We start from the raw sequence: 21827 nt of genomic DNA, 5'->3' as shown, positions 1-21827 counted from the left end.
AAAAATGAAAATGGTTTTAGTTTTTCGTTTATTTTATTGGTTTTTGTTCGTTTTGTATGAAACAAAAGGAGTGATTAAGATGAATGTAGAAGCAGTGATTATAGGGGGAGGGCCGGTCGGATTCATGCTGGCTTCCGAGCTTGCGATGGCCGGGGTGAAAACATGTGTGATTGAGCGCCTTGAAAAGCCTGTTCCGCATTCCAAGGCGTTGACCCTCCATCCCCGGACGTTGGAGCTCCTTGAGATGAGAGGGCTGTTGGAACGTTTCGTATCCAAAGGAAGCAAGATACCTTCCGGGCACTTTTCGATGCTGGATACCCGTCTTGATTTTTCAGGCTTGGATACGAGCTGTCCTTACACGCTTTTGCTTCCGCAGGCCAAAACAGAGCAGCTGCTTGAGGAACATGCGCGAAGCCTGGGAGCAGAGGTGTTTCGAGGGGCAGAGGCATTGTCGGTTACGCAAAACGGGACAGAGACGCAAACGATTTTTAAGGATCGGGGCGGCAGTCTGCGGACGATCACGAGCATGTTTGTCGTTGGTGCCGATGGAGCAGGAAGTACCGTCCGGAAACAGGCTGGAATTGAGTTTCCAGGAACAGACAGCACTGTCACCGCTGCGCTTGGAGATGTGGCGCTCCTTTCTCCGCCGCCGTCAGGAGTGCTGTCCCTTTGCACAAAAGAGGGCGGTGTCATGATTGTTCCACTCTCTCCGGACCAATACCGTATCGTCGTGATCAGCCCTTATCGCACGCAGACGCCGAAAGATGTGCCTGTCACTGAGGAGGAGCTGAAAGCTGATCTCGCACGAATTTGCGGAACTGACTTCGGTTTAACCGAGCCTTCTTGGATGTCGCGGTTCGGGAACGCCGCGCGCCAAGCGAAGTGGTATCGGGACGACAGAATCTTTCTCGCTGGGGATGCGGCGCATATTCATTTTCCAGCGGGCGGCCAAGGGCTGAATGTTGGCCTACAGGATGCAATGAACCTTGGATGGAAGCTGGCGGCGGCCGTCAAGGGCGTTGCACCTTCATGGCTTTTGGACAGCTACCATAAGGAACGGCACCCAGCTGCTGAAGGGCTCCTGAGGAACACAGAGGCACAAACAAAGCTGTTTGATTTCAATCAAGCAGGCCTCCATTTGCGAAGTATGATGTCGGAACTGCTCGCCTTCCCTGAAGTGAATCGATATGTAGCGGGACAAATTTCTGCGCTCGATGTCAGGTATGAAGCTGATCCTAACATGCCGCCGCATCGTTTGAACGGGTCAAGGCTTCCTGATATGGAGCTGATTCTTTCAGACGGCAGTTCGGAACGGCTGTACAGCTGTCTCCATAACGGGACATTTGTTTTGTTATCGCTGACACAGGAGGCTTGTGATCATAGTCGATTAAAAGGCTTACGTACGGTAAACGCCTCGCTTGCAGAACCGAATGAAAAGTTGCGGGACGTGCATACGATTTTGATTCGCCCTGATGGACATGTTGCCTGGGCAGTGGGGGCATCGGAGCCCGATTGTGCCGAAGTGATTCAAGCAGGGGTCAGCCGCTGGATTTCCGTTGCCAGCCGGGTGTAGCTCAATTCGATTGTTTCATCTGTAACAAAACGGTATGATAGAAGAAACAATCGAATGAAAAAGGATGGAAAACCCGATGAATACAGATCATACGAAACGCAATATTTTTGAATTATATGCGGAGCTCATTCATCAGCAGGAGAAGTGGGAGGGGCTCATTAAAGCCTTTTTGTCTGACGAATTGAAGAAGTTGGATGCCGAGCACGGGAGTAAATCTCAATTGTCGATGACAGAAATTCATGTTCTTTCTTGTGTTGGGGACAATGAACCAATCAATGTCACGTCTATTGCAGAAAAAATGAATACGACAAAAGCGACTGTATCGCGCATCAGCACAAAATTGCTCGGCGCAGGCTTCCTTCACAGAACACAGCTCAGCGATAACAAAAAGGAGGTCTACTTCCGATTGACGCCGGCCGGAAAAAAACTGCACAGTTTGCACAAATATTATCACCAGAAGGTCGAACAGCGTTTTCTGTCATTTTTTGACCGATATACAGAGGAAGAGATTCTTTTTGCGGAACGGCTGTTTCGGGATCTGGTGACAAAGTGGTATCCGTCATCAGAAGAAATGGAAGAGGGTCTTCACAACGTTTTTAAATAAAAAACACGCACTGAGGTGCGTGTTTTTCACGTTTCTTCTTTCTTTTTCAAGATTGTAACGTAAATCAGATTTCCTCCGGCTAAAATCATAAGCGGCAGTCCAGGGGAGCCGGATGTCACCAAATTATAAATCAGCCAGATTCCTAAACATATTCCATAATATAAGTGCATTGCCTTCTCGGGATTGTCGCGCAGCAAACTTCCTTTAATAATCTTTTTCATCATATCGCCCCTATTAATTTTAGGATTTCCCTTTAGTTTACATGCATCTTCGGTTCATCTCAAAATTTGCTCTTTGGCTTTTGATGCTCTCAAAATATTTCGAGGGAATTTTAGAATTGTTTTTTTACAGATACGTTTTCAGATAACTCTGCCCACTTCTATCATCTACTATCTCCCTTGCTAAAACACTGTTTTTCCATATAAACAAGGAAAGACCGTCTGTAGCAAGCCACCCATTTAGTCCTTTTATTTCCTCTTGGGGGGGGAATGTCTCACTTTCTATTTCGGCTAATACTCCCATAGAATCAACAAATGTAATACTTGTTTCATTTTCACGCATAAATTTTCGTACCCTCACTTAATAGACCCTGTCATTTCTCAGCTAAGTCTGTTGTTAACTTGCCAATATCTTCTGCAGAGATGCCGTACCATCCAACAATACGTTATGAATCAACCTATTCTGAAATTGGTCAGAGATCTCTAGAATACCCAAGTAACTTGTAATTTGACTTTCTCATAATCGGAACCACTGATCTTTTTCACTCAATGTATCTTCTATATATATAAATTTGTACATGTATTTACCTCAATTCATTCATTTGTTTTATTTTTATTTGAAAAGTAAAAAGAGGACATTAAGTCCTCTTCTTACTTACGATATGTCTATTAGTATCTTTCATTTACATGTGTTTTTGAAGCTGTGCTTTCAAGTGAAATGGGGTCTTCTGTTTTAGTTCTCCTAATCTTTACAGAAATACCTACTAGAATGACTGCCATAGTTGTAAATATTCCCATGGTTAATAAGATCGTATCATGATTTAAACTCCATCCAATTAAGAAAGAGATGATTGCTCCTCCGAAACTTGCCGAAGCTATAAATAAACTTGTAACTTCGTCAACGTACTTCTGAATAATGATAGATGCTAGTGTTAAAGCAATGGGAAATATGCCCGCTATACTTAGACCAATTAAAAATGTGCCACCCAATTGAAGTATTGGGTTACTTATATAAGAGAAGGCGATCAATAAAACAATTAAACAACTGCAACTAAATAGGAGGTACTTAGAAAAATCAAGCCTTCTGCTTACTAAACCAATCAGTATTCTTCCTATGATGATCCCTACCCAGAAAAAGGAGACACTGATAAGACTGATTTGTTCATTGTCTTGGTTTATCATGATTGAAGGCAAAAAGTTGGCGAAATTTGTTTCAATACCAGCATATAGGAAAGCGAAAAATACAAAAAAACCTAATTGCTTTGATTTTTTTCTATCTCCTATAAAGTATTGGAATGCTCCTACATTTGGCAAGGTCACTTGCTGGTTAGCCTTCTTAGCGTACTTTCGGTTCTTGGATAAGAAAATTAACCATCCTCCTAATAGGACAAACAAAAAGGTGAATATGCAGTAATACGGTAAAAACCAGTTATTGATATTGATGAAGGAATTAATTAATAATGGGAAAGTTAAAGCGCCTAATCCAAAGAGGACTTCCAACTTACTCATTTTTTCTGCATTACTTTCGAAATTAGCAATAACAAAGGAACCAACTGTCGTTTCTAATGTACCTGCTCCATATCCTAAGAGAAAAGCCATTACAACAATATAATACCAATCCTTAGTTAGAAAAAAGATACTTAACGCTACAAGCATTATTGTCAAAGCTAAAGTAAGTGTCCTAAAGTGACTGTATTTCTTAATCATTAACGGTGCGATTAATACTCCGCTTAGGAATCCGGTAAATTGAAAGAAAATGATGACCGAAATATCATCTGTTGTCTTGTTAAAAGACTCTAATAGAAATGGTGTCAAACTCCCTGTTGATATATGGATTATACCTACTGTAAAAAAGAAAGCATATCCAAATAAATATGTTCCTCTTAACATTCATTACACCCCTATATGAAAAAGCAGGAAAATAAATTCCTGCTTTTTCAGTAACTTATCTCTTCGAAATACTAGTTGACTGCTAAAACAGACATTGTTTGAGAGTTGCTATCTTTCTCAAAGAACATTTCTAATACTTCCTGAGATCTAAAACCATCGTTAAAAGAAGGGATTTCAACCCAATCTTTCTGAGTTGATGCAATCCAATTGATTAACTCGCTTCTAAAAGAATCAGCCCAACCATAAAATTCGTTTGGCGGATCGCTTAATAGGCTTTGCGGCACTGGGCAGTCTACCACGTTCAAGCCATCTATGAGCTTGTAAACGTGAGGATTGCCTGTATGGTATTTAAACTCTTTTTTGTGTCCTACTACCTCAATGCTAAAACCACAGTCTTCAGGTACAGAACATTTTGATGTGATGATATTTACAAATACCTTGTTCTTCAGTTGGCCATAAATTTCATCATAGTCATCTACAAGTACCTGTTTATCCTCTTTTGTTTTTACATTTGTGTTCATCTTTGCCCTTACTGATTCTGTGATGAAATCACTCTCAAACAAATACCATACCATGTCGATGAGGTGAATACCCAGATCCCCCAATGACCCGCTAGTCTTCTTACTATTAGCGTCATCTCTCCAAGTAAACTTCTTACGTCTAATTGCACTATTTTTCTTGAAGTGTGCTTTTATGGACAATATGTTACCTAGTTCATTATTGATAATTAAGCTTTTTAAGATATTTACGTAAGACAAATATCTATAATTAAATCCCATACTAGCTCTTACGCCTAACCTTTCAGCAGTATCTTTCATTATGCTTGCTTCCTCAAGAGAAATAGCCATAGGCTTTTCACACAATACATGCTTATGTTTTGCTAATGCTTGCAAAGCATGTTCTTTATGGCAAAAGTTTGGTGATGCTACAATTACACCTTCTGAGACATCAATTAATTCATCTACATTTTCATATGTCTTTCCACCGAAAGTTTTCACAAAGCTTTCCGCATTTTGTTGATTGATGTCATACACCCCAACTAACTCTGCATTTTTTATTGTAGATAAAGCAGTTGCATGCGCTCTTGCAATACCACCTGCACCTATGATACCAATCTTCTTCATATCTATTTCCTCCTGATTATCCAATTAATTTTTTTAAGGTATTGGTAATTCCTTTTGAGTACTCATTATCAGTTATCAGTTGGTGCAAGTTTTTGGCTTCTTGTGTTGCATTTTTTAGTAGATATCCATTCCCTACTGCCTGTAACATACGAACATCATTTCCGCTATCTCCAAATGCGATAGCTTTTTCGGTATTTAGGTTGTGTTTCTCTAACATAAACTTTACAATTTCATTCTTTCCTGTTCCCATAGGTATAAAATCTACATCATAGCTGTCTTCTGGATCACCTGCTAAGGGATTACAGCGATTTATATTAACTGAAACTCCGTATTCCTCGCAGATCTTTTCAATTGCTAATAGGTTTTTCTTGTCGTTTATTTCATCTTGTTCCTGATAATAAAAATTATGCTTATACCGTGACTTTCCTAATTGAGTTTGGGGATTCAAAAGAATGTTATGATGTTCATGTAACTGTTTCACAAGTATTTCAATCTTTTCTTTACTAAACTCTTCATTTATACGACTGTTCCACTCATTATCTTGCTGTCCGAAGTTATGCTCTGAAAAGTACGTAATTTCAGTTCCAAGATCACTAGCTATAAAATGCGGGAAATATCTAAATTTTCCTCGTTCCATTTTATCGAGAATAGATTCTATACTACTCCCAGTAACCCATCCGATGAGTAGTTCCCCATCTTTACTTTTTTGTTCTAGATAGTCTTCAAGTTCATAAATGTCTTGTTGTTTTTGTTCGTCGATTGTATGCGGAAAATACGTTTCATCAAAATCACAAAAAACAATATACTTAGGATGCTCAACCTTGGATAACGTTTTATACTCCGACTTCTTGCTTAATAACATGAAACAGTCCCTCCATTACCCTGTCTTGTTCTTCTAAAGTAAATGACGGATATAAAGGCAAATGCAGTACCTGACTATGAGCCTTTTCCGTATGAACCAATTGGAGTTTTGTATACTTGTCCTGTACTAAAGGAGTTTTTTGCATATGAGACAGTATTGGATAATATACATCTGTTTGAACACCAAAATCTTCATTTAATTTAGTCATGATATCTGTCCTATCTTCTGTTCTTACCTTAATAGGAAACAGATGCCACACATGATCTTCACTTAATTCTGGTAATTCAATAAGGCCTTTATTCTGTAATTCTGCTAATTGAGTAATGTATCTATCCGCCAAGAATAGTCTTTTGAAGTTGTTTAATGAAAGATACTTCATTCTCTCTAAACCAATTGCTGCCTGTAAATTGTCCATTTTTGAATTAAATCCAAAATTGATGACTTTCTTATTTTTCACATTTACTTCAAAACCATGATAACTAAATTGTATGCATTTTTTAGCGAGTTCTTCATTATCAGTTGCTATTGCCCCAGCCTTACCACATACACCAAAATTCTTATATGGATTAAAACTTAATGTAGTTATGTCTGCATGCTTTCCTAAGTCTGTCAGTCCAATTCCTTGGCAAGCATCCTCAATTACTTTCAATTGATAACGATTTGCTATTTGACGGATATGCTTCATTTCTGAATGTTTTCCGTATAAATGCACAGGTAGAATAAACTTTGTATAAGGAGTTATTGCTTCCTCGATTTTGTTAGGATCGATGCAGAATGTTTGTGGGTTAATATCTACATAGATAGGAACGCCTCCCAAAGCTAACACAGCATTTTCAGTAGCTGAAAAGCTATTAGCTGGCATGATAACTTCATCCCCTCGGTTTAACCCTAAAGCCAATAATCCTATCATAATTGCATCCGTTCCACTGCTAGTTGCAATTACATACCTTTTATGTAAATATGTAGATAAAACTTTTTCGAATTGCTCTAAATAAGAACCACTAGTAAATTTTCCAGTTGGCAAAACTTTCGTTAATGTATTTAAGATATCATCCACTTCATCATTGGTTATTAATCTGTCTACAGGCATAAAAGGGACTTTACTGATTTCACGATTTTTTTGGTAGTTGAAAAGGTCGTTTTCAATATCTGTATTTTCTTTTAATACTTGTTTCCATCGCTCGTTTGCAATACTGTCTTCAATAACAAGTTCTTTTCCTTGCACGTCACCTTTTAAGTGTTTTAGGAGTAACGTGTTTTCTTTGCTTTTACCTGAAACTCTAACCTGTTTTTGCATGAACAGTACCTCCAATGATTTTATAATCTGGAAAATTTGATACAAATTTATCCTAATTTCTGAAACCGATAACATGTCAATAACTTTTTTGAGGAAGGGAAAATATGCCTACAATTGATGAAATAGCAAGATTATGCAACGTGTCTAAAACCACAGTATCAAGAGTATTGAATAATCATCCTTATGTGTCGAAAGAAAAAAGAGATATGATCTTAAAGGCTATTAACGAACTTGACTACACTCCCAATTATTTAGCTCGGAATTTTAGGAGAAATAAGACACAAACGATAGCTTTATCGGTTCCGAGTATCGACCATCCATTTTTTGCCCAATTAATAAAAGGGGTCTCTCATGAAGCGCTGTCTAAGAATTACAAGGTAATTGTATTTCAAACCTTTTATGACAAACAGACAGAGATAGAATTACTAGAGTTATTGAAACACAAAGAAGTTGATGGTATTATTCTTGGAACTTTAGAAAATGAATGGGATAAGATATCCCCTTTTTTAAAGTATGGCCCTATCTTATTATGTAATGAATATCATCACTCAGCGGACATCACGATAATTGGGTATGATGAATTTGAAGCTACATACATGGGGGTAGTGCATTTAATTGAAAGAGGACATAAAAAAATTGGATTTTGTTTTGATACTCCATATAGCGAAGCTCAATGTCAGAGGAAAGAGGGTTACTTGAAAGCTTTACAAGATTACAATTTACATCATAGAAACGAATGGATATTCGGCGAAATGTTTAATATCGAGGATGGTTTTCGTGTTTTTCATAAGATAAAGGATCTAAAGGACAGACCCTCAGCAATATTTACAGGGAATGATCAAGTCGCCGCAGGGATTATTAAACAGGCGATAAAAAATGGCTTTCATGTTCCAGAAGACTTAGCTGTCATTGGTTTTGACAACCAACTGATTTGCCAAGTAGTGACTCCGACCATAACAACAATTGATATTCCCATAATAGAATTAGGTCAACAGGCTGTGTTGAAAATAATCGAGTATATTTCGGGTAACACTTCTTTAAACAGAAACATTATTAAACTGCCAACAAGTCTTATTATAAGAGAATCAACTTAACTATAGATTTTCACTTCCTTATCATTTTATATTTTTTTATAGAAAAAGAGGTTATTCATATTTAACCTCTTTTTCAATCAGGAAGCCTGTTTTTTGAAACTCTCATAAATGCTCCTATACCAAAGTCGTCAATTATTTCTTCGCCTTTCATTTTCGCCCTCTGGTAGTATCACTTCAAATCTGATCGATTTTCTTATCAAACAAATTTTGTGCCGCAATGCGGATGAGCAGACATATACAATAAAAAAACCATCCTATGCTATTAAGCAAGAATGGTTTTTTTGGTTATATTGAGTTTGTACATAACCTTGAATCACTTCTAACAAAATGAGATTTAAATAAGTGTGAAATTGCTCTACCTTTGTAGATAGTTCTTTAACTATCCCTGCCAAATGATTCTTTTACAGCATCCGCCCGCTCCTGTGGACTTAATTCTTGAACCCTTTTATTTCACTTACCTGCCCCATTTTGAAGTCTTCCATACTCTACAGATAGAGTAACTCCTATCCTTTACTGCCTAAGTCTACCATGTTGGGATTTTTTCCAACTAGGCATTACTGCCGCTTACCGAACGCTCTTTGCCTTTTTTTTCACCATGAAGATGGTGAAGCAGACGATAAAACGGCGGCAAGAGGGCAATGACAAGGATGACGCGTATGACCTGAACCGCAACGACAAAGGTGGAATCGGCATGCAAGGTCACAGACGTCGTCGCCATTTCTGCAATGCCGCCGGGCGCAAATGCCAGAACAGAAGTGATGAGCGAGATTCCTGTCAGCTTGGATACGATCACGGCGCTTAAAAACATAGCTGCGATTAAACCGACGGACGAGACAAATCCGACGATGATAATGCGGCTGACGCCGGCAAACATGCTTTTGTACATCTTAGAGCCAATCGTTGCTCCGAGAAATACTTGCGACACATGGTTAGCTTGTGACGGCCACCAAGCTGTCATGTCGTGCCCTGTCACCGCAGCTCCGCCAACGTGTACAAGTGCTACACCGAGCATGCTGCCGAGCAGCCAAGGAGCCGGAAACTTTAAAAATTTCGCAGCTTTGCAAGCTCCCCAAGCAGCGAGAATCAAAACGGCGGTCCATAAAACGGGAGCGAGCCTAAAATCTATCGTTGCTGAGGAAAGTGTTTCTGCTGCGGCACTTGCGGAACGATCTTGTTTTGTATAGATCAGAATGACTAAAAACGGAATGGAAAGCACCACGAGCAGCACCCGGATCATTTGAACAAGGCTGACAATGGCGGTATTGGCGCCGACCTCCTGCGCGATGCTCGGCATGGCGGACAGCCCGCCGGGAGCCGTGCCGACAAAGCTTGTCATCATATCTGTTTTGCTGAAACGCCAAAGCACATATCCTGACAGCATGGCCAGCAGTATAGACAATATCAGCATAACGCCGACTGAAAACCAATGGTCTTTGAGGACAGAAAGAACGGATAAGTTCAGCTTTTGGCCCAATTCGATGCCGAGGATCATCTGGCCGAGGGCGAGCCATCGGCGGTTAATTCCTTTTTGGTCTGGCGCCATCATCAGCCATGCCGGCCGTATCATAGCGAGACAGCAGGCGACAATCAGCGTTCCGATCATCCATCCAATCGATATTCCGGTCAATGAAAGAATAAACCCCCCGGCAGCACTAATTGCGATAAACCATAGATCTTTGAGGAGATTTTTGTCTTTCTTCAATGTAAAACCCTTCTTCCTTTTCACGTAACACGCCAATTGTTCACGTAGTGAATGTATTATTACTATAGTATATTTTCGTTGATAAAGAAATTATGAATTATTTTCTATTAGCCATTCACTTTTCTTATGACCTTGTGTTCGAGCTTCTCGATTGTGTAAGTCAGGCATAAACCCGCTGCCAGCAAACACACGGCAAGGGCGTAAAAAATCATTTCTCCGCCAAACGATGTCAGGATCAGCCCGCCTGCCAGTGGTCCGATTGAGCGGGATATATCCCAATGCAGGCCGTATACCGCATAAAACCGGCCGAGCAGATGAGGCGGTGACAATTTTGAAATGAAGGTCTGGATGTGAGTTAGTCCGATACTTTCGCCAACTGTCATCACCGCTGCCGTCACTAATAGCATTGTCAGGGAGGTAGAGCATGCAAAGCCGGCAGCCGCAAGAGAGTAGCAGATATAAGTAATGAGAAGGATCGTTTTCATTGAAAGTTTTTCTGTCCCTTTTACAAGAGGAACTTGGAGAACAAAGCTGAATAAAGCTTTTGCCGCCGAGTAGATGGTCAGCATGGATAGATAATCGGAAAACATGTTTTTGCTGAACAGCCTGTATGTTGTTTCTGTTTGCGCGTATAACATGCTGATGGGGAGAGAAAGCAGCAACAGAAGCAGTACAGGCCTGTATATCGTAAAGCTTTCGGACATTTCCGATGTTACAGCTGTCTTTAGCGGCTTTGTTTCTGGCAGTTTCAGTGCAGCGATCAGAAAGTAGATGAACAATGCCGCAGCATCTAATGCGAATATCCACACGGGGTTATGATTGTACAGCAACATCCCCACTAGCGGCCCTGCCGTCAGGCCCGCCGAATAGATCGCATTGATGACCGCAAACACTTCCGAACGTCTGCTTTCCGGCGTACTTTCGGCGATTTGGGCGCGGGAAGCAGGTATGTACAACGATCTCCCGATGCCATTCATGACGTAGAGGGTGGCAAAAAAATACGCATGATCGGCAAACGCAAATCCCGCCATAGCCGCTGATTGCAGCAGCAATGCGATCAGAATCGCTGTGCGCCGCCCAAGCTGGTCCGTTACCCGTCCTGCAACGAGTGTCAGGCAAATATCAGCAAATGGCTGAAGGCTGATGATCAGCATCGGAATCATGACACTGCCGTTTAATTGTTCATGCAGGTACAGCACCATAAAAGGACCCATCATTGCACCTGTCAGGCTTGTCAGCATTTCGCCGATAAAGCGGAGCCAAACTGGAGCGGTATATCTCGATTTTATAGCTTGAAAGCTGGTCAACATGTGATCGCCGCCTTTCGCTGTTTGGTATAGTAGTAGTGTATATAAGGGGCGGCGGCCCAAAAAGTGAAGAAAATAAGAGAAAAAGATTCCCCTTTTGTCGGGAGGTGTTGGGATTGAAGCTGATTGAGCACTACGTGGCGCTTGTGAAAACAGGACGCGCTGCGTATGGGCAAATGAACGAAATGACGCTCACTGAAGTTGCTGACTGTTTATTTTGTACAGAAAGAAATGCAAAGCTCATATTACATAAGCTGGAGAACAAGAATTGGATCATACGGGAAAGCGGGGCAGGGCGCGGCCGCAAATCCAAAATCGCGTTTCTTTGCCAGCCTGAGGAACTGCTTCTTCAAACTGCCAAGGAATATACAATGGCTGGAAAGCTTAAAAAGGCAAAGGAGCTGCTTCAGCAGTATCAGTCCGCGTTTCCAGGGCTTCAAAACGAATATGGCATGTGGTTTTCTGAGGTATTCGGTTTTGTGACAGAGACCGGCCGGGATGGAGAAAAGGATGTTCTCCGGCTGTTCATCACCCCTGAATCAGTCAGCAGTTTGGACCCGTGCCAAATATTTTTGCGGTCTGAGGGGCATTTCGTCAAGCAAATATTTGATACATTGCTCACGTTTGATTCGGCTGTGCAGAAGCCGAAGCCTCATTTGATACATGGATGGGAAGAGGAAGGGAAAAAACGATGGAGATTTTTTCTTCGAAAGGGTGTGTCTTTTCATAATGGACAGCCGCTGACAGCGCGGGATGTTGCGTTTACGTTTCAGCGCTTTTTGACACAGGCTGACAACCCGTATAAATGGCTGTTACACGGAGTGAAGCAAGTCTTAGAAAATGGCCCTTATTGTGTGGAGATCATACTCGATAAGCCGAATGAGCTATTGCTGTATGTTCTTTGTGATGAACGGTTGTCCATTCTGCCGGCAGAACAGGGCGGCGGGATCAATGGAACAGGGCCTTTTCGGGTGAATCAGCATTGCGGGCAGATGCTTGTGCTTGAAGCCAATGAGCGCTACTTCAAGGGACGGCCCTTTTTGGATCGCGTTGAGTTTGTGTTTTCTGAACAAGCCGGAGAGATGAACGGTTTTACCATTCAAGAAAAACAAACATTTTCTGAGCAGCAAACCGTTTTTGATGAGCGGCATGTTCAGTATTTGTCACTCAATCTGAAAAAGACGGGGCCTCTTCAGCATCGAAGCTTTAGAAAAGCGCTCCGCCTGCTGATTTCCTCTGAACGGCTCGTTCGTGAAGCGGGAGGGCACCGCAGAACCCCGGTTACGGCTTTTTTGCATCCGAGTCCTTTTGATTGGGGAGGCGTTTCACCTTCTGAATTGCTGAAGCAGAGCGGATATGAGGGAGAAACGCTGGTGCTGTATACCTTTTCGGAAGCGGATCATCGTGAGGATGCCGAGTGGATTCAAAATGTTTGCGCCCAACATGGCATCAGGCTTACACTTCAATTCTGTGATTCTGCTGAGCTGCGCCGGCACGAAATCGTGCAGATGGCGGATATCATTCATGACAGTGCGACGTTTTATCAAGACATTGAGTTTGGTTTTTTGCATTTGCTGCTGTCGGAGAACAGTTTTTTGTGTCAGCATCTATCTGAAAAGCTGGAACAGATATGCTCAGGAATGACAGAACGGATATTTTCAATGTCTGACCGCTGTTCGAGAATCCATATGCTGCAGGACATTGACTGTCAGCTTATACAGGAGTTCAATGCGATTCCGCTGTATCAAAATGTACTGCAGGTGACATCGAGTGAGAATGTGAAAGGTCTGATGCTTGATGAAGAGGGGTGGATTGATTTGTACTCCGTGTGGCTGTCCAAATAAAAAAGAGGGTTCTATTATTAAACCCTCTCCGTCTTTTAAGACGCTGCCATGCTGCGGCATTGTTCAGCGCAGGCAAAGCAGGACTTCGCACATGTTTGGCAATGATCGTGATCATGCTTTTCACATTCAGTGCCGCACGCTTCACAAATATCGGCGCAAAGTGCGCAAATTTCTTTCATGAACGGGCTGTCCGTTTGCATGGCTTTGACCGCCAGCGTGCAAATATCCGCGCATTCCCTGTCAAGCCGGATGCAGCCGCTGAGATCGTGATGCGCGCTTTCTTCCAGGCATTTTGTAAAACAATGATTGCAAGCCTCCATACAATCGATGCAAGCCTCAATACAAGCTTCTACATATTGCTCCATGGTTGATTCCCCCTGTATGGCAGTGTATGGTTTTATGTTTCCCGGCTGCATTTGAAAAAAACAGGTGAGTGTGTTTTTGGGGAATGGATATGTACATATACCCTGAACGGGTATATCTAACGTTCCATCAGATAGTATAGAAACCAGACAGCGTGATGTTGTTCATCCCGTGCGGCGCGCGTAAAGATGCCTTTCGCTTTTAAGTTTGAGGTTTCCTCGGCCGCACGCAAATAAAAGTCGACTGTTTCTTGTTCATCTTTAAAAGCGGCGTCCAGTCCTCTTGTAAAAGTGTCCGGGCATTCCTCCGTTTGTTTCGGCATGATGTGTTTGCCGGTAATGGCACCGTACAGTGTGGAAAATTCACGGAGGTGGCGCATTTCGTCACGCCTGATTTCTTCAATCTGTTTTCTGACTTCATCGCGGTGGGTAAGTTCGGCAAGCTTGCGGTAGCATTGAATCGCACTGAATTCTCCGTTAATGGCCTTTTCCAGATTCCGAATCAAAACAGGATCTTCCCGGTATGGCGCCGGATAGGGATAGTAGCTGTAATGCAAGAGGGTTCAACTCCATTCTTAGGAATTGGGCTTCTGTAAAAGTATATGTTGGGCAGGGAGAGATGTGCGGAGATCATCAGCTTTTTATATGTGAAAAGGCCGTTTTTACCAATAGATCAGATTGGTCATTTTCGTCAACATTCGATAAAATATATAGAGATAAAAAGAGAGGGGTCTTCTAATTTGGGAGCAGAGTTTTTAGTAGGCAGATCCGGGAGTGGAAAAACGAAGCTGATCATCGACAGCATTCAGGATGAACTGCGCCGGGCTCCATTCGGGAAACCGATCATTTTTCTAGTCCCGGATCAAATGACGTTTTTAATGGAATACGAGCTTGCTAAAACGCCTGATATGGGCGGAATGATACGTGCTCAAGTGTTCAGCTTTTCACGATTGGCCTGGCGCGTCCTTCAGCATACGGGAGGAATGAGCAGGCCGTTTCTTACGAGCATAGGCGTACAGATGCTCCTGCGGAAGCTCATTGAGGAGCATAAACAGGAGTTTAAAGTCTATCAAAAAGCAAGTGACAAAAGCGGATTTACCGCACAGGTTGAACGGATGCTGACAGAATTTAAGCGTTACTGCCTGGAACCGGAAGATATCCGCCGGATGGCGGAAAGCGGAACGGCTTCCGAGTATCGCGGGGAACGTGTTTTATCTGAAAAGCTTCATGATTTATCAATTCTGTATCAGCAGATGGAAAAAAGCCTTGCAGATCAATATCTTCACTCTGAGGATTATTTGACATTGCTGGCAGAGCATATTCCGTTTGCGGAAGATATAAAAGGCGCGCATATTTATGTGGACGGCTTTTATCAATTTACACCGCAGGAATTCAGGGTCTTGGAGCAGCTTATGGTTCATGCAGAGCACATCACGTTTTCGCTCACAGCGGACAAGCCGTCATATGAGCGGGAGCCGCATGAACTGGAATTGTTCAGAATGACGGGAAAAACGTATTATCGCCTGCATCAGAAGGCGAAGGAACTGAATCTGGACATTACCTATAAAGAGCTAAGCGGGACTGAGCGGCATACGCAGACGCCGGAACTAGCACATCTAGAGGCGCAGTATGAAGCGCGACCGGCCATCCCGTACGCAGAAAAACAAGAGGCCTTTACTGTGATGCAGGCCGCAAACAGACGAGCTGAACTGGAAGGCATTGCCCGGGAAATTCACGCTCTTGTCAGAGAGAAGGGCTATCGCTATAAAGATGTAGCGATTCTTGCGCGCCAGCCGGAAGACTACAAGGATATGGTGAAGGAAGTTTTCGCAGATTACGAGATTCCTTATTTCATTGACGGAAAAGCTTCTATGCTGAACCATCCGTTAATCGAATTTATCCGGTCGAGCATTGATGTTCTGAAAGGGAATTGGCGTTATGAAGCGGTGTTTCGCTGCGTGAAAACCGAACTGCTATTCCCGCTTAACGAGCCGAAAACTAAGGTGAGAGAACAGGTCGATCAGCTTGAAAATTACTGTATCGCCTACGGGATCAAAGGAGATCGCTGGACAAAGGGCGACCGTTTCCATTACAGACGTTTTGTGTCATTGGATGATGATTTTGCGCAAACCGATCAGGAAATCGAAATGGAAAACATGCTGAATGACACACGCGACTGGATTGTTCCGCCGCTTTTTCAGCTTCAAAAACGAATGAAAAAAGCAAAGACGGTTCAGGAGAAGGCGGAGGCGCTCTACCGCTATCTAGAAGAGACGGATGTGCCGCTGAAGCTGGATCAGGAAAGACAGCGTGCTGAGGAAGACGGCAGAATTATTGAAGCGCAGCAGCATCAGCAGGCGTGGGATGCAGTCATTCAGCTGCTTGAGGAGTTTGTTGAAATGATGGGAGATGAAGAGATTTCTCTTGATTTGTTTCAGCAAATGATGGAAGCCGGCGCGGAGTCGCTTACATTTTCTCTAATTCCGCCTGCGCTTGACCAGGTATTTGTCGGCAATATGGATTTATCCAGAATGTATGGCACCTCCTGCACCTTTGTGTTGGGGGCAAACGACGGCGTTCTGCCTGCACGCCCCGATGAAAATGGGGTGCTGTCGGACGATGACCGGGAATGGCTGAAAACGGTTGGGATTGAGCTTTCCTCAGGTGGGCGGGAGCGTCTGCTTGATGAGCATTTCCTCATCTATATGGCGTTTTCCAGTCCGTCTGACCGGCTTTACGTATCGTATCCGATTGCCGATGCGGAAGGAAAAACGCTTTTGCCATCGATTGTCATTAAACGGCTGGAAGAACTGTTTCCGCAGCATAAGGAGCGTCTGTTGACAAATGAACCTGAACAGGTCAGCGATGAGGAACAGCTTATGTATGTCGTCAATAAAAGCGTGGCACAGTCCTTTACCGCAAGCCAGCTCAGATTATGGACTCGGGAATACGACATCAGCGACGTCTGGTGGAGCACGTACAATGTGCTGATGAGAGAGCCGGACAGGCTGCAATCGAAAAAGCTGTTCTCAAGCCTGTTTTTCCGGAATGAAGTGAAGCAGCTTGAACGTAGCGTGTCGAGACAGCTCTATGGTGAACGCATTCAGGGCAGTGTATCGAGAATGGAAACCTTTAACGCGTGCCCGTTCTCCCATTTTGCATCACACGGGCTGCATCTAAAGGAACGGCAATTTTTCAAGCTCGAAGCACCGGATATCGGCCAGCTGTTTCATTCCAGCTTAAAGCTGATTTCAGACCGGCTGCGCGAGCAAAAAATGGATTGGCGCGATTTAACGAAAGAGCAGTGCGAGCTGTTTTCCTATGATGCGGTAGAGCGGCTGGCGCCGAAACTGCAAAAGGAAATTTTGCTCAGCTCAAACCGGCATTATTATGTAAAGGAAAAACTGCAAAAAATTGTGACACGCGTGTCCGGCATTTTAAGCGAGCATGCGAAAGCGAGCGGATTTGTGCCGATCGGGCTTGAACTGGGCTTTGGAGGAAAAGGGCCGCTTCCGCCGCTGACCTTTAAGCTGAAAAACGGCTGCACGATGGAACTCGTCGGGCGAATTGACCGCGTAGATAAAGCGGAAAGCTCGAAAGGCCTGCTCCTAAGGATTGTCGATTATAAATCAAGCGACAAAGGCCTTGACTTAGCGGAAGTATATTACGGACTGGCGCTGCAAATGCTGACGTATCTTGATTTATCAATTACTCATTCAGCTGACTGGCTCGGAATGAGGGCGACGCCTGCCGGAGTGCTGTATTTCCATATTCATGACCCGATGATTCAATCTAATCTCCCGCTTGGGCTTGACGAGATTGAACAGGAGATCTTTAAGAAATTTAAAATGAAGGGCTTGCTCCTCGGCGATCAGGAAGCGGTTCGCCTCATGGATACGACCCTTCAAGAGGGACGGTCGAATATCATCAACGCGGGCTTGAAGAAAGACGGCTCTCTCAGATCGGATTCAGCGGCAGTCGGCGAGAAGGAATTTGAGCTGTTGACGAAGCATGTGCGCCGCACCTTCCAAGAAGCAGGCGAACAAATCACTGACGGACGCGTATCGATTGAGCCGTATAAAATGAAGAACAAGACGCCGTGCACATACTGTGCGTTCAAATCAGTATGCCAATTTGATGAGTCATTAGAAGAAAACGAGTATCGCCCGTTAAAGGCTGAAAAGGATAAGACGATACTTGAGTGGATAAAAAAGGAGGCGGATGGCAATGAACATTCCTAAACCGGCAGACAGCACATGGACAGATGACCAATGGAATGCCATTGTCTCAACCGGCCAGGATATTCTCGTGGCAGCGGCGGCGGGCTCCGGTAAAACCGCTGTGCTCGTTGAACGAATGATCCGGAAAATCACCGCGGAAGAAAACCCGATTGATGTAGACCGGCTTCTCGTTGTGACATTTACAAACGCCTCAGCGGCAGAGATGAAACACCGGATCGCGGATGCCCTGGAAAAAGAGCTTGTAAAGCGCCCCGGCTCGCTGCATATCAGACGCCAGCTGTCTCTTTTAAACCGGGCCAGCATTTCGACACTTCATTCCTTTTGCCTGCAAGTGCTGAAAAAATATTACTATTTGATCGATCTTGATCCGGGCTTTCGGATTGCTGATCAGACAGAAGGCGAGCTGCTCGGGGATGAGGTGCTGGACGAGCTGTTTGAAGACGAATACGCAAAGGGCGAAAAGGCGTTTTTTGAACTTGTTGACCGCTACACGACAGACCGGCACGATCTGGATCTGCAATTTCTCGTCAAACAGGTGTACGAGTATTCACGTTCCCACCCAAACCCGGAGGCATGGCTGGAAAGCTTTGTTCATTTGTATGATGTATCGGAAAAGAGCGCCATCGAGGAGCTTCCGTTTTATCAATATGTCAAAGAGGATATTGCGATGGTGCTTAACGGAGCAAAGGAGAAGCTTCAGCGCGCGCTTGAGCTGACGAAAGCGCCGGGCGGCCCCGCGCCGCGCGCTGACAATTTTCTTGATGATCTTGGGCAGCTTGATGAACTGATTCAGCATCAGGATGATTACACTGAGCTTTATAAGCGGGTGCCCGCAGTCTCTTTTAAGCGCGCGAAAGCAGTAAAAGGGGACGAGTTTGATCCTGCACTCCTTGAAGAAGCGACAGATTTGAGAAACGGTGCAAAAAAACTGCTTGAAAAGCTTAAAACCGACTACTTCACAAGAAGTCCTGAACAGCATTTGAAAAGCTTGGCCGACATGAAGCCTGTTATTGAAACGCTCGTACAGCTTGTCATCAGCTATGGAAAACGGTTCGAAGCCGCGAAGCAGGAAAAATCAATCATTGATTTTTCTGATTTGGAGCATTACTGTTTATCCATTTTGACAGCTGAGAATGAAACAGGTGAGCGCCAGCCGAGCGAGGCAGCAAGATTTTATCAAGAGCAGTTTCATGAGGTGCTCGTTGACGAATATCAGGATACCAACCTAGTGCAGGAATCGATCCTGCAGCTCGTCACAAGCGGACCGGAGGAAACAGGCAACCTGTTTATGGTAGGTGATGTCAAACAGTCCATTTATCGATTCAGGCTTGCGGAGCCGCTTCTTTTCCTCTCCAAATACAAACGGTTTACAGAGAGCGGAGAAGGCACAGGACGGAAAATTGACTTGAATAAAAATTTCCGAAGCCGGGCTGATATTTTAGATAGCACAAACTTTTTATTTAAACAGCTGATGGGCGGCAAAATCGGTGAGGTTGATTATGACGAGCAGGCTGAGCTGAAGCTTGGTGCGGCGTATCCGGACAATGATAAGACGGAAACGGAGCTGCTGCTGATCGACAACGCAGAAGAGACGGACGCAGGCGAAGAAGCAGAAGAGCTGGAAACGGTGCAGTTCGAGGCGAAAGCGATCGCTAAGGAAATTCGCAAGCTGATTTCATCGCCATTTAAGGTGTATGACGGAAAAACGAAAACACACCGCAATATTCAATACCGCGATATCGTGATTTTGCTCCGCTCCATGCCGTGGGCGCCGCAAATCATGGAGGAGCTGAGAGCTCAGGGCATACCGGTTTACGCCAATTTAACGTCAGGCTATTTTGAAGCGGTCGAAGTTGCCGTCGCGCTTTCTGTGCTGAAGGTAATCGATAACCCGTATCAGGATATACCGCTTGCCTCTGTTCTGCGCTCACCAATTGTCGGAGCGGATGAAAACGAGCTCTCTTTGATCCGGCTTGAAAATAAAAAAGCGCCGTACTATGAAGCGATGAAAGACTATTTGGCTGCCGGTGACCGGAACGACGAGCTTTATCAAAAGCTGGAAACGTTCTACGGACATCTTCAAAAATGGCGTGCGTTTTCGAAAAACCACTCAGTATCTGAGCTGATTTGGGAAGTGTACCGCGACACGAAATACATGGATTATGTCGGCGGGATGCCGGGCGGAAAACAGCGCCAGGCCAATTTGCGTGTTCTCTACGACCGGGCGCGCCAATATGAATCGACGGCATTTCGCGGCCTGTTCCGTTTCCTGCGGTTTATCGAACGCATGCAGGAGCGGGGCGATGATCTTGGAACGGCGAGAGCGCTCAGCGAGCAGGAGGATGTTGTCCGCTTAATGACGATCCACAGCAGCAAAGGGCTCGAATTTCCAGTCGTGTTTGCAGCGGGTCTCGGACGGAACTTCAACATGATGGACTTGAACAAATCGTACCTGCTGGACAAGGAGCTCGGGTTTGGCACGAAGTTTATTCATCCGCAATTGCGCATCAGCTATCCGACGCTTCCGCTCATTGCCATGAAGAAAAAAATGCGCAGGGAGCTATTGTCAGAGGAATTGCGTGTTCTCTATGTCGCATTAACGAGAGCGAAGGAAAAGCTGTTTCTGATTGGCTCGTGCAAGGATCATCAGAAACAGCTCGCAAAATGGCAGGCAACTGCGTCCCAAACTGACTGGCTTCTTCCGGAATTTGACCGTTATCAGGCAAAAACGTATTTAGATTTCATCGGACCGGCTCTTGCCAGACACAGAGATATGGAGGTTTTGGCTGAAAACGATGCGGCTATGCATGCTGATATATCAGGACACCCGGCTCGTTTTGCCGTTCGAATGATTCATTCCTATGATTTGCTGGATGATGATCTGGAAGAAAGAACGGAAGAAAAAAGCGAGCGCTTAGAAGCGATCCGCAAAGGTGAACCAGTTCCCGGCTCGTTTGCATTTGATGAAAAAGCCCGCGAGCAGCTGAGCTGGACATACCCGCATCACGAGGTCACGCAAATTCGTACAAAACAGTCGGTTTCTGAGATTAAGAGAAAAAGAGAGTACGAGGATGAATACAGCGGCCGGGCCCCCGTTAAACCTGCTGACGGAAGCATTCTGTACAGGCGTCCCGCTTTTATGATGAAAAAAGGCCTGACAGCGGCGGAGAAAGGGACGGCCATGCATACGGTTATGCAGCATATCCCGCTTACCCATATCCCAACGATAGAAGAAGCGGAGCAGACGGTTCACAAGCTTTATGAAAAAGAACTGCTCACTGAAGAACAAAAAAACGCTATTGATATAGAAGAAATCGTGCAATTTTTCCATACAGAAATCGGCGGACAGCTGATCGGCGCTAAATGGAAGGACCGGGAAGTGCCATTTAGTTTAGCGCTTCCGGCCAAGGAGATCTATCCTGATGCACAGGAGGCGGATGAACCGCTTTTAGTGCAGGGAATCATCGACTGTCTCTATGAAACTGAGGACGGCTTATATCTCTTGGACTATAAATCAGACCGGATTGAGGGCAAATTCCAGCACGGCTTTGAAGGAGCAGCCCCGATCTTGAAGAAACGATATGAAACGCAAATTCAGCTGTACACGAAGGCAGTTGAGCAAATTGCAAAAACAAAGGTAAAGGGATGTGCGCTTTATTTCTTTGACGGAGGGCACATTCTGACATTATAGCGAGATCCGTAAGCTCCG

At 44.1% G+C, this 21827-nt stretch carries 16 protein-coding genes; 6 read left to right on the top strand and 10 right to left on the bottom strand.

What is annotated here, in order from left to right:
* Positions 1-73 precede the first annotated feature (73 nt).
* Both AC0DBE_RS09585 and AC0DBE_RS09580 read left to right on the top strand, forming a co-directional pair.
* Positions 74-1573, top strand: coding sequence for a monooxygenase (locus AC0DBE_RS09585; protein WP_080010120.1), 1500 nt, complete (start codon positions 74-76; stop codon positions 1571-1573).
* Between the two features lie 76 nt (positions 1574-1649).
* On the top strand, positions 1650-2177 hold the full coding sequence (locus AC0DBE_RS09580; RefSeq protein ID WP_014113289.1) for a MarR family transcriptional regulator: 528 nt from the start codon (positions 1650-1652) through the stop codon (positions 2175-2177).
* A 26-nt stretch (positions 2178-2203) separates the two neighbouring features.
* On the opposite strand, the gene AC0DBE_RS09575 is transcribed toward AC0DBE_RS09580, so the two are convergent.
* The 6 genes from AC0DBE_RS09575 to ntdA form a co-directional block, all read right to left on the bottom strand.
* Positions 2204-2401 carry a hypothetical protein gene (locus AC0DBE_RS09575; RefSeq protein ID WP_014113290.1) on the bottom strand — a complete coding sequence of 66 codons (198 nt, stop codon included), beginning with the start codon at positions 2399-2401 and terminating at the stop codon, positions 2204-2206.
* A 121-nt stretch (positions 2402-2522) separates the two neighbouring features.
* Positions 2523-2738, bottom strand: a complete 216-nt coding sequence (locus AC0DBE_RS09570; RefSeq protein WP_472961922.1) for a hypothetical protein — start codon at positions 2736-2738, stop codon at positions 2523-2525.
* A 326-nt stretch (positions 2739-3064) separates the two neighbouring features.
* Positions 3065-4285 (bottom strand): glucose/mannose transporter GlcP, encoded by a 1221-nt coding sequence (gene glcP, locus AC0DBE_RS09565; protein ID WP_014113291.1) that lies wholly within the window; start codon positions 4283-4285, stop codon positions 3065-3067.
* Positions 4286-4356: 71 nt separating this feature from the next.
* Positions 4357-5409 carry a glucose-6-phosphate 3-dehydrogenase NdtC gene (gene ntdC / locus AC0DBE_RS09560; protein WP_472961920.1) on the bottom strand — a complete coding sequence of 351 codons (1053 nt, stop codon included), beginning with the start codon at positions 5407-5409 and terminating at the stop codon, positions 4357-4359.
* A gap of 16 nt (positions 5410-5425) precedes the next feature.
* The gene (gene ntdB / locus AC0DBE_RS09555; RefSeq protein ID WP_079288649.1) at positions 5426-6271 is read right to left on the bottom strand and encodes a kanosamine-6-phosphate phosphatase; all 846 of its coding nucleotides are present in this window, start codon (positions 6269-6271) and stop codon (positions 5426-5428) included.
* Positions 6243-7568, bottom strand: a complete 1326-nt coding sequence (gene ntdA, locus AC0DBE_RS09550) for a 3-dehydro-glucose-6-phosphate--glutamate transaminase (protein WP_079288648.1) — start codon at positions 7566-7568, stop codon at positions 6243-6245. The genes ntdB and ntdA overlap by 29 nt, the downstream gene beginning before the upstream one ends.
* 104 nt (positions 7569-7672) lie before the next feature.
* Here ntdA and ntdR point away from each other — a divergent pair, with 104 nt between their 5' ends.
* Positions 7673-8662, top strand: coding sequence for an NTD biosynthesis operon transcriptional regulator NtdR (ntdR, locus tag AC0DBE_RS09545; protein ID WP_079288647.1), 990 nt, complete (start codon positions 7673-7675; stop codon positions 8660-8662).
* Between the two features lie 547 nt (positions 8663-9209).
* Here ntdR and AC0DBE_RS09540 read toward each other — a convergent pair.
* Entirely contained in the window at positions 9210-10364 is a 1155-nt protein-coding gene (locus AC0DBE_RS09540) for an AbrB family transcriptional regulator (protein ID WP_472961917.1), read from the bottom strand.
* A 107-nt stretch (positions 10365-10471) separates the two neighbouring features.
* Positions 10472-11674 carry an MDR family MFS transporter gene (locus tag AC0DBE_RS09535; RefSeq protein ID WP_072181834.1) on the bottom strand — a complete coding sequence of 401 codons (1203 nt, stop codon included), beginning with the start codon at positions 11672-11674 and terminating at the stop codon, positions 10472-10474.
* A 113-nt stretch (positions 11675-11787) separates the two neighbouring features.
* Here AC0DBE_RS09535 and AC0DBE_RS09530 point away from each other — a divergent pair, with 113 nt between their 5' ends.
* Positions 11788-13515 carry an SgrR family transcriptional regulator gene (locus AC0DBE_RS09530; protein WP_087988042.1) on the top strand — a complete coding sequence of 576 codons (1728 nt, stop codon included), beginning with the start codon at positions 11788-11790 and terminating at the stop codon, positions 13513-13515.
* 35 nt (positions 13516-13550) lie between these two features.
* Here AC0DBE_RS09530 and AC0DBE_RS09525 read toward each other — a convergent pair whose 3' ends face one another.
* Positions 13551-13880, bottom strand: coding sequence for a four-helix bundle copper-binding protein (locus tag AC0DBE_RS09525; RefSeq protein WP_041520913.1), 330 nt, complete (start codon positions 13878-13880; stop codon positions 13551-13553).
* A gap of 116 nt (positions 13881-13996) precedes the next feature.
* On the bottom strand, positions 13997-14434 hold the full coding sequence (locus tag AC0DBE_RS09520; protein WP_014113300.1) for a ferritin family protein: 438 nt from the start codon (positions 14432-14434) through the stop codon (positions 13997-13999).
* Between the two features lie 183 nt (positions 14435-14617).
* Here AC0DBE_RS09520 and addB point away from each other — a divergent pair, with 183 nt between their 5' ends.
* Positions 14618-18118, top strand: coding sequence for a helicase-exonuclease AddAB subunit AddB (gene addB, locus AC0DBE_RS09515; RefSeq protein WP_472961913.1), 3501 nt, complete (start codon positions 14618-14620; stop codon positions 18116-18118).
* A complete protein-coding gene (gene addA / locus AC0DBE_RS09510; protein WP_472961912.1) occupies positions 18105-21809 on the top strand; it encodes a helicase-exonuclease AddAB subunit AddA in 3705 nt (1234 codons plus the stop codon). Before addB ends, addA begins: the two co-directional genes overlap by 14 nt.
* Positions 21810-21827: the final 18 nt, after the last annotated feature.

This window comes from Bacillus sp. VA15, from assembly GCF_055721145.1.
Note: the sequence above shows the minus strand (reverse complement) of the source record. Positions and strands in the feature narration are given on the sequence as shown.

Coding starts and splice junctions, on each gene's coding strand:
- ntdR (WP_079288647.1), top strand. CDS start 7,673: ATGCCTACAATTGATGAAATAGCAAGATTATGCAACGTGTCTAAAACC.
- AC0DBE_RS09535 (WP_072181834.1), bottom strand. CDS start 11,674: ATGTTGACCAGCTTTCAAGCTATAAAATCGAGATATACCGCTCCAGTT.
- ntdB (WP_079288649.1), bottom strand. CDS start 6,271: ATGTTATTAAGCAAGAAGTCGGAGTATAAAACGTTATCCAAGGTTGAG.
- AC0DBE_RS09525 (WP_041520913.1), bottom strand. CDS start 13,880: ATGGAGCAATATGTAGAAGCTTGTATTGAGGCTTGCATCGATTGTATG.
- addA (WP_472961912.1), top strand. CDS start 18,105: ATGAACATTCCTAAACCGGCAGACAGCACATGGACAGATGACCAATGG.
- AC0DBE_RS09570 (WP_472961922.1), bottom strand. CDS start 2,738: ATGCGTGAAAATGAAACAAGTATTACATTTGTTGATTCTATGGGAGTA.
- AC0DBE_RS09580 (WP_014113289.1), top strand. CDS start 1,650: ATGAATACAGATCATACGAAACGCAATATTTTTGAATTATATGCGGAG.
- AC0DBE_RS09575 (WP_014113290.1), bottom strand. CDS start 2,401: ATGATGAAAAAGATTATTAAAGGAAGTTTGCTGCGCGACAATCCCGAG.
- ntdA (WP_079288648.1), bottom strand. CDS start 7,568: ATGCAAAAACAGGTTAGAGTTTCAGGTAAAAGCAAAGAAAACACGTTA.
- ntdC (WP_472961920.1), bottom strand. CDS start 5,409: ATGAAGAAGATTGGTATCATAGGTGCAGGTGGTATTGCAAGAGCGCAT.
- glcP (WP_014113291.1), bottom strand. CDS start 4,285: ATGTTAAGAGGAACATATTTATTTGGATATGCTTTCTTTTTTACAGTA.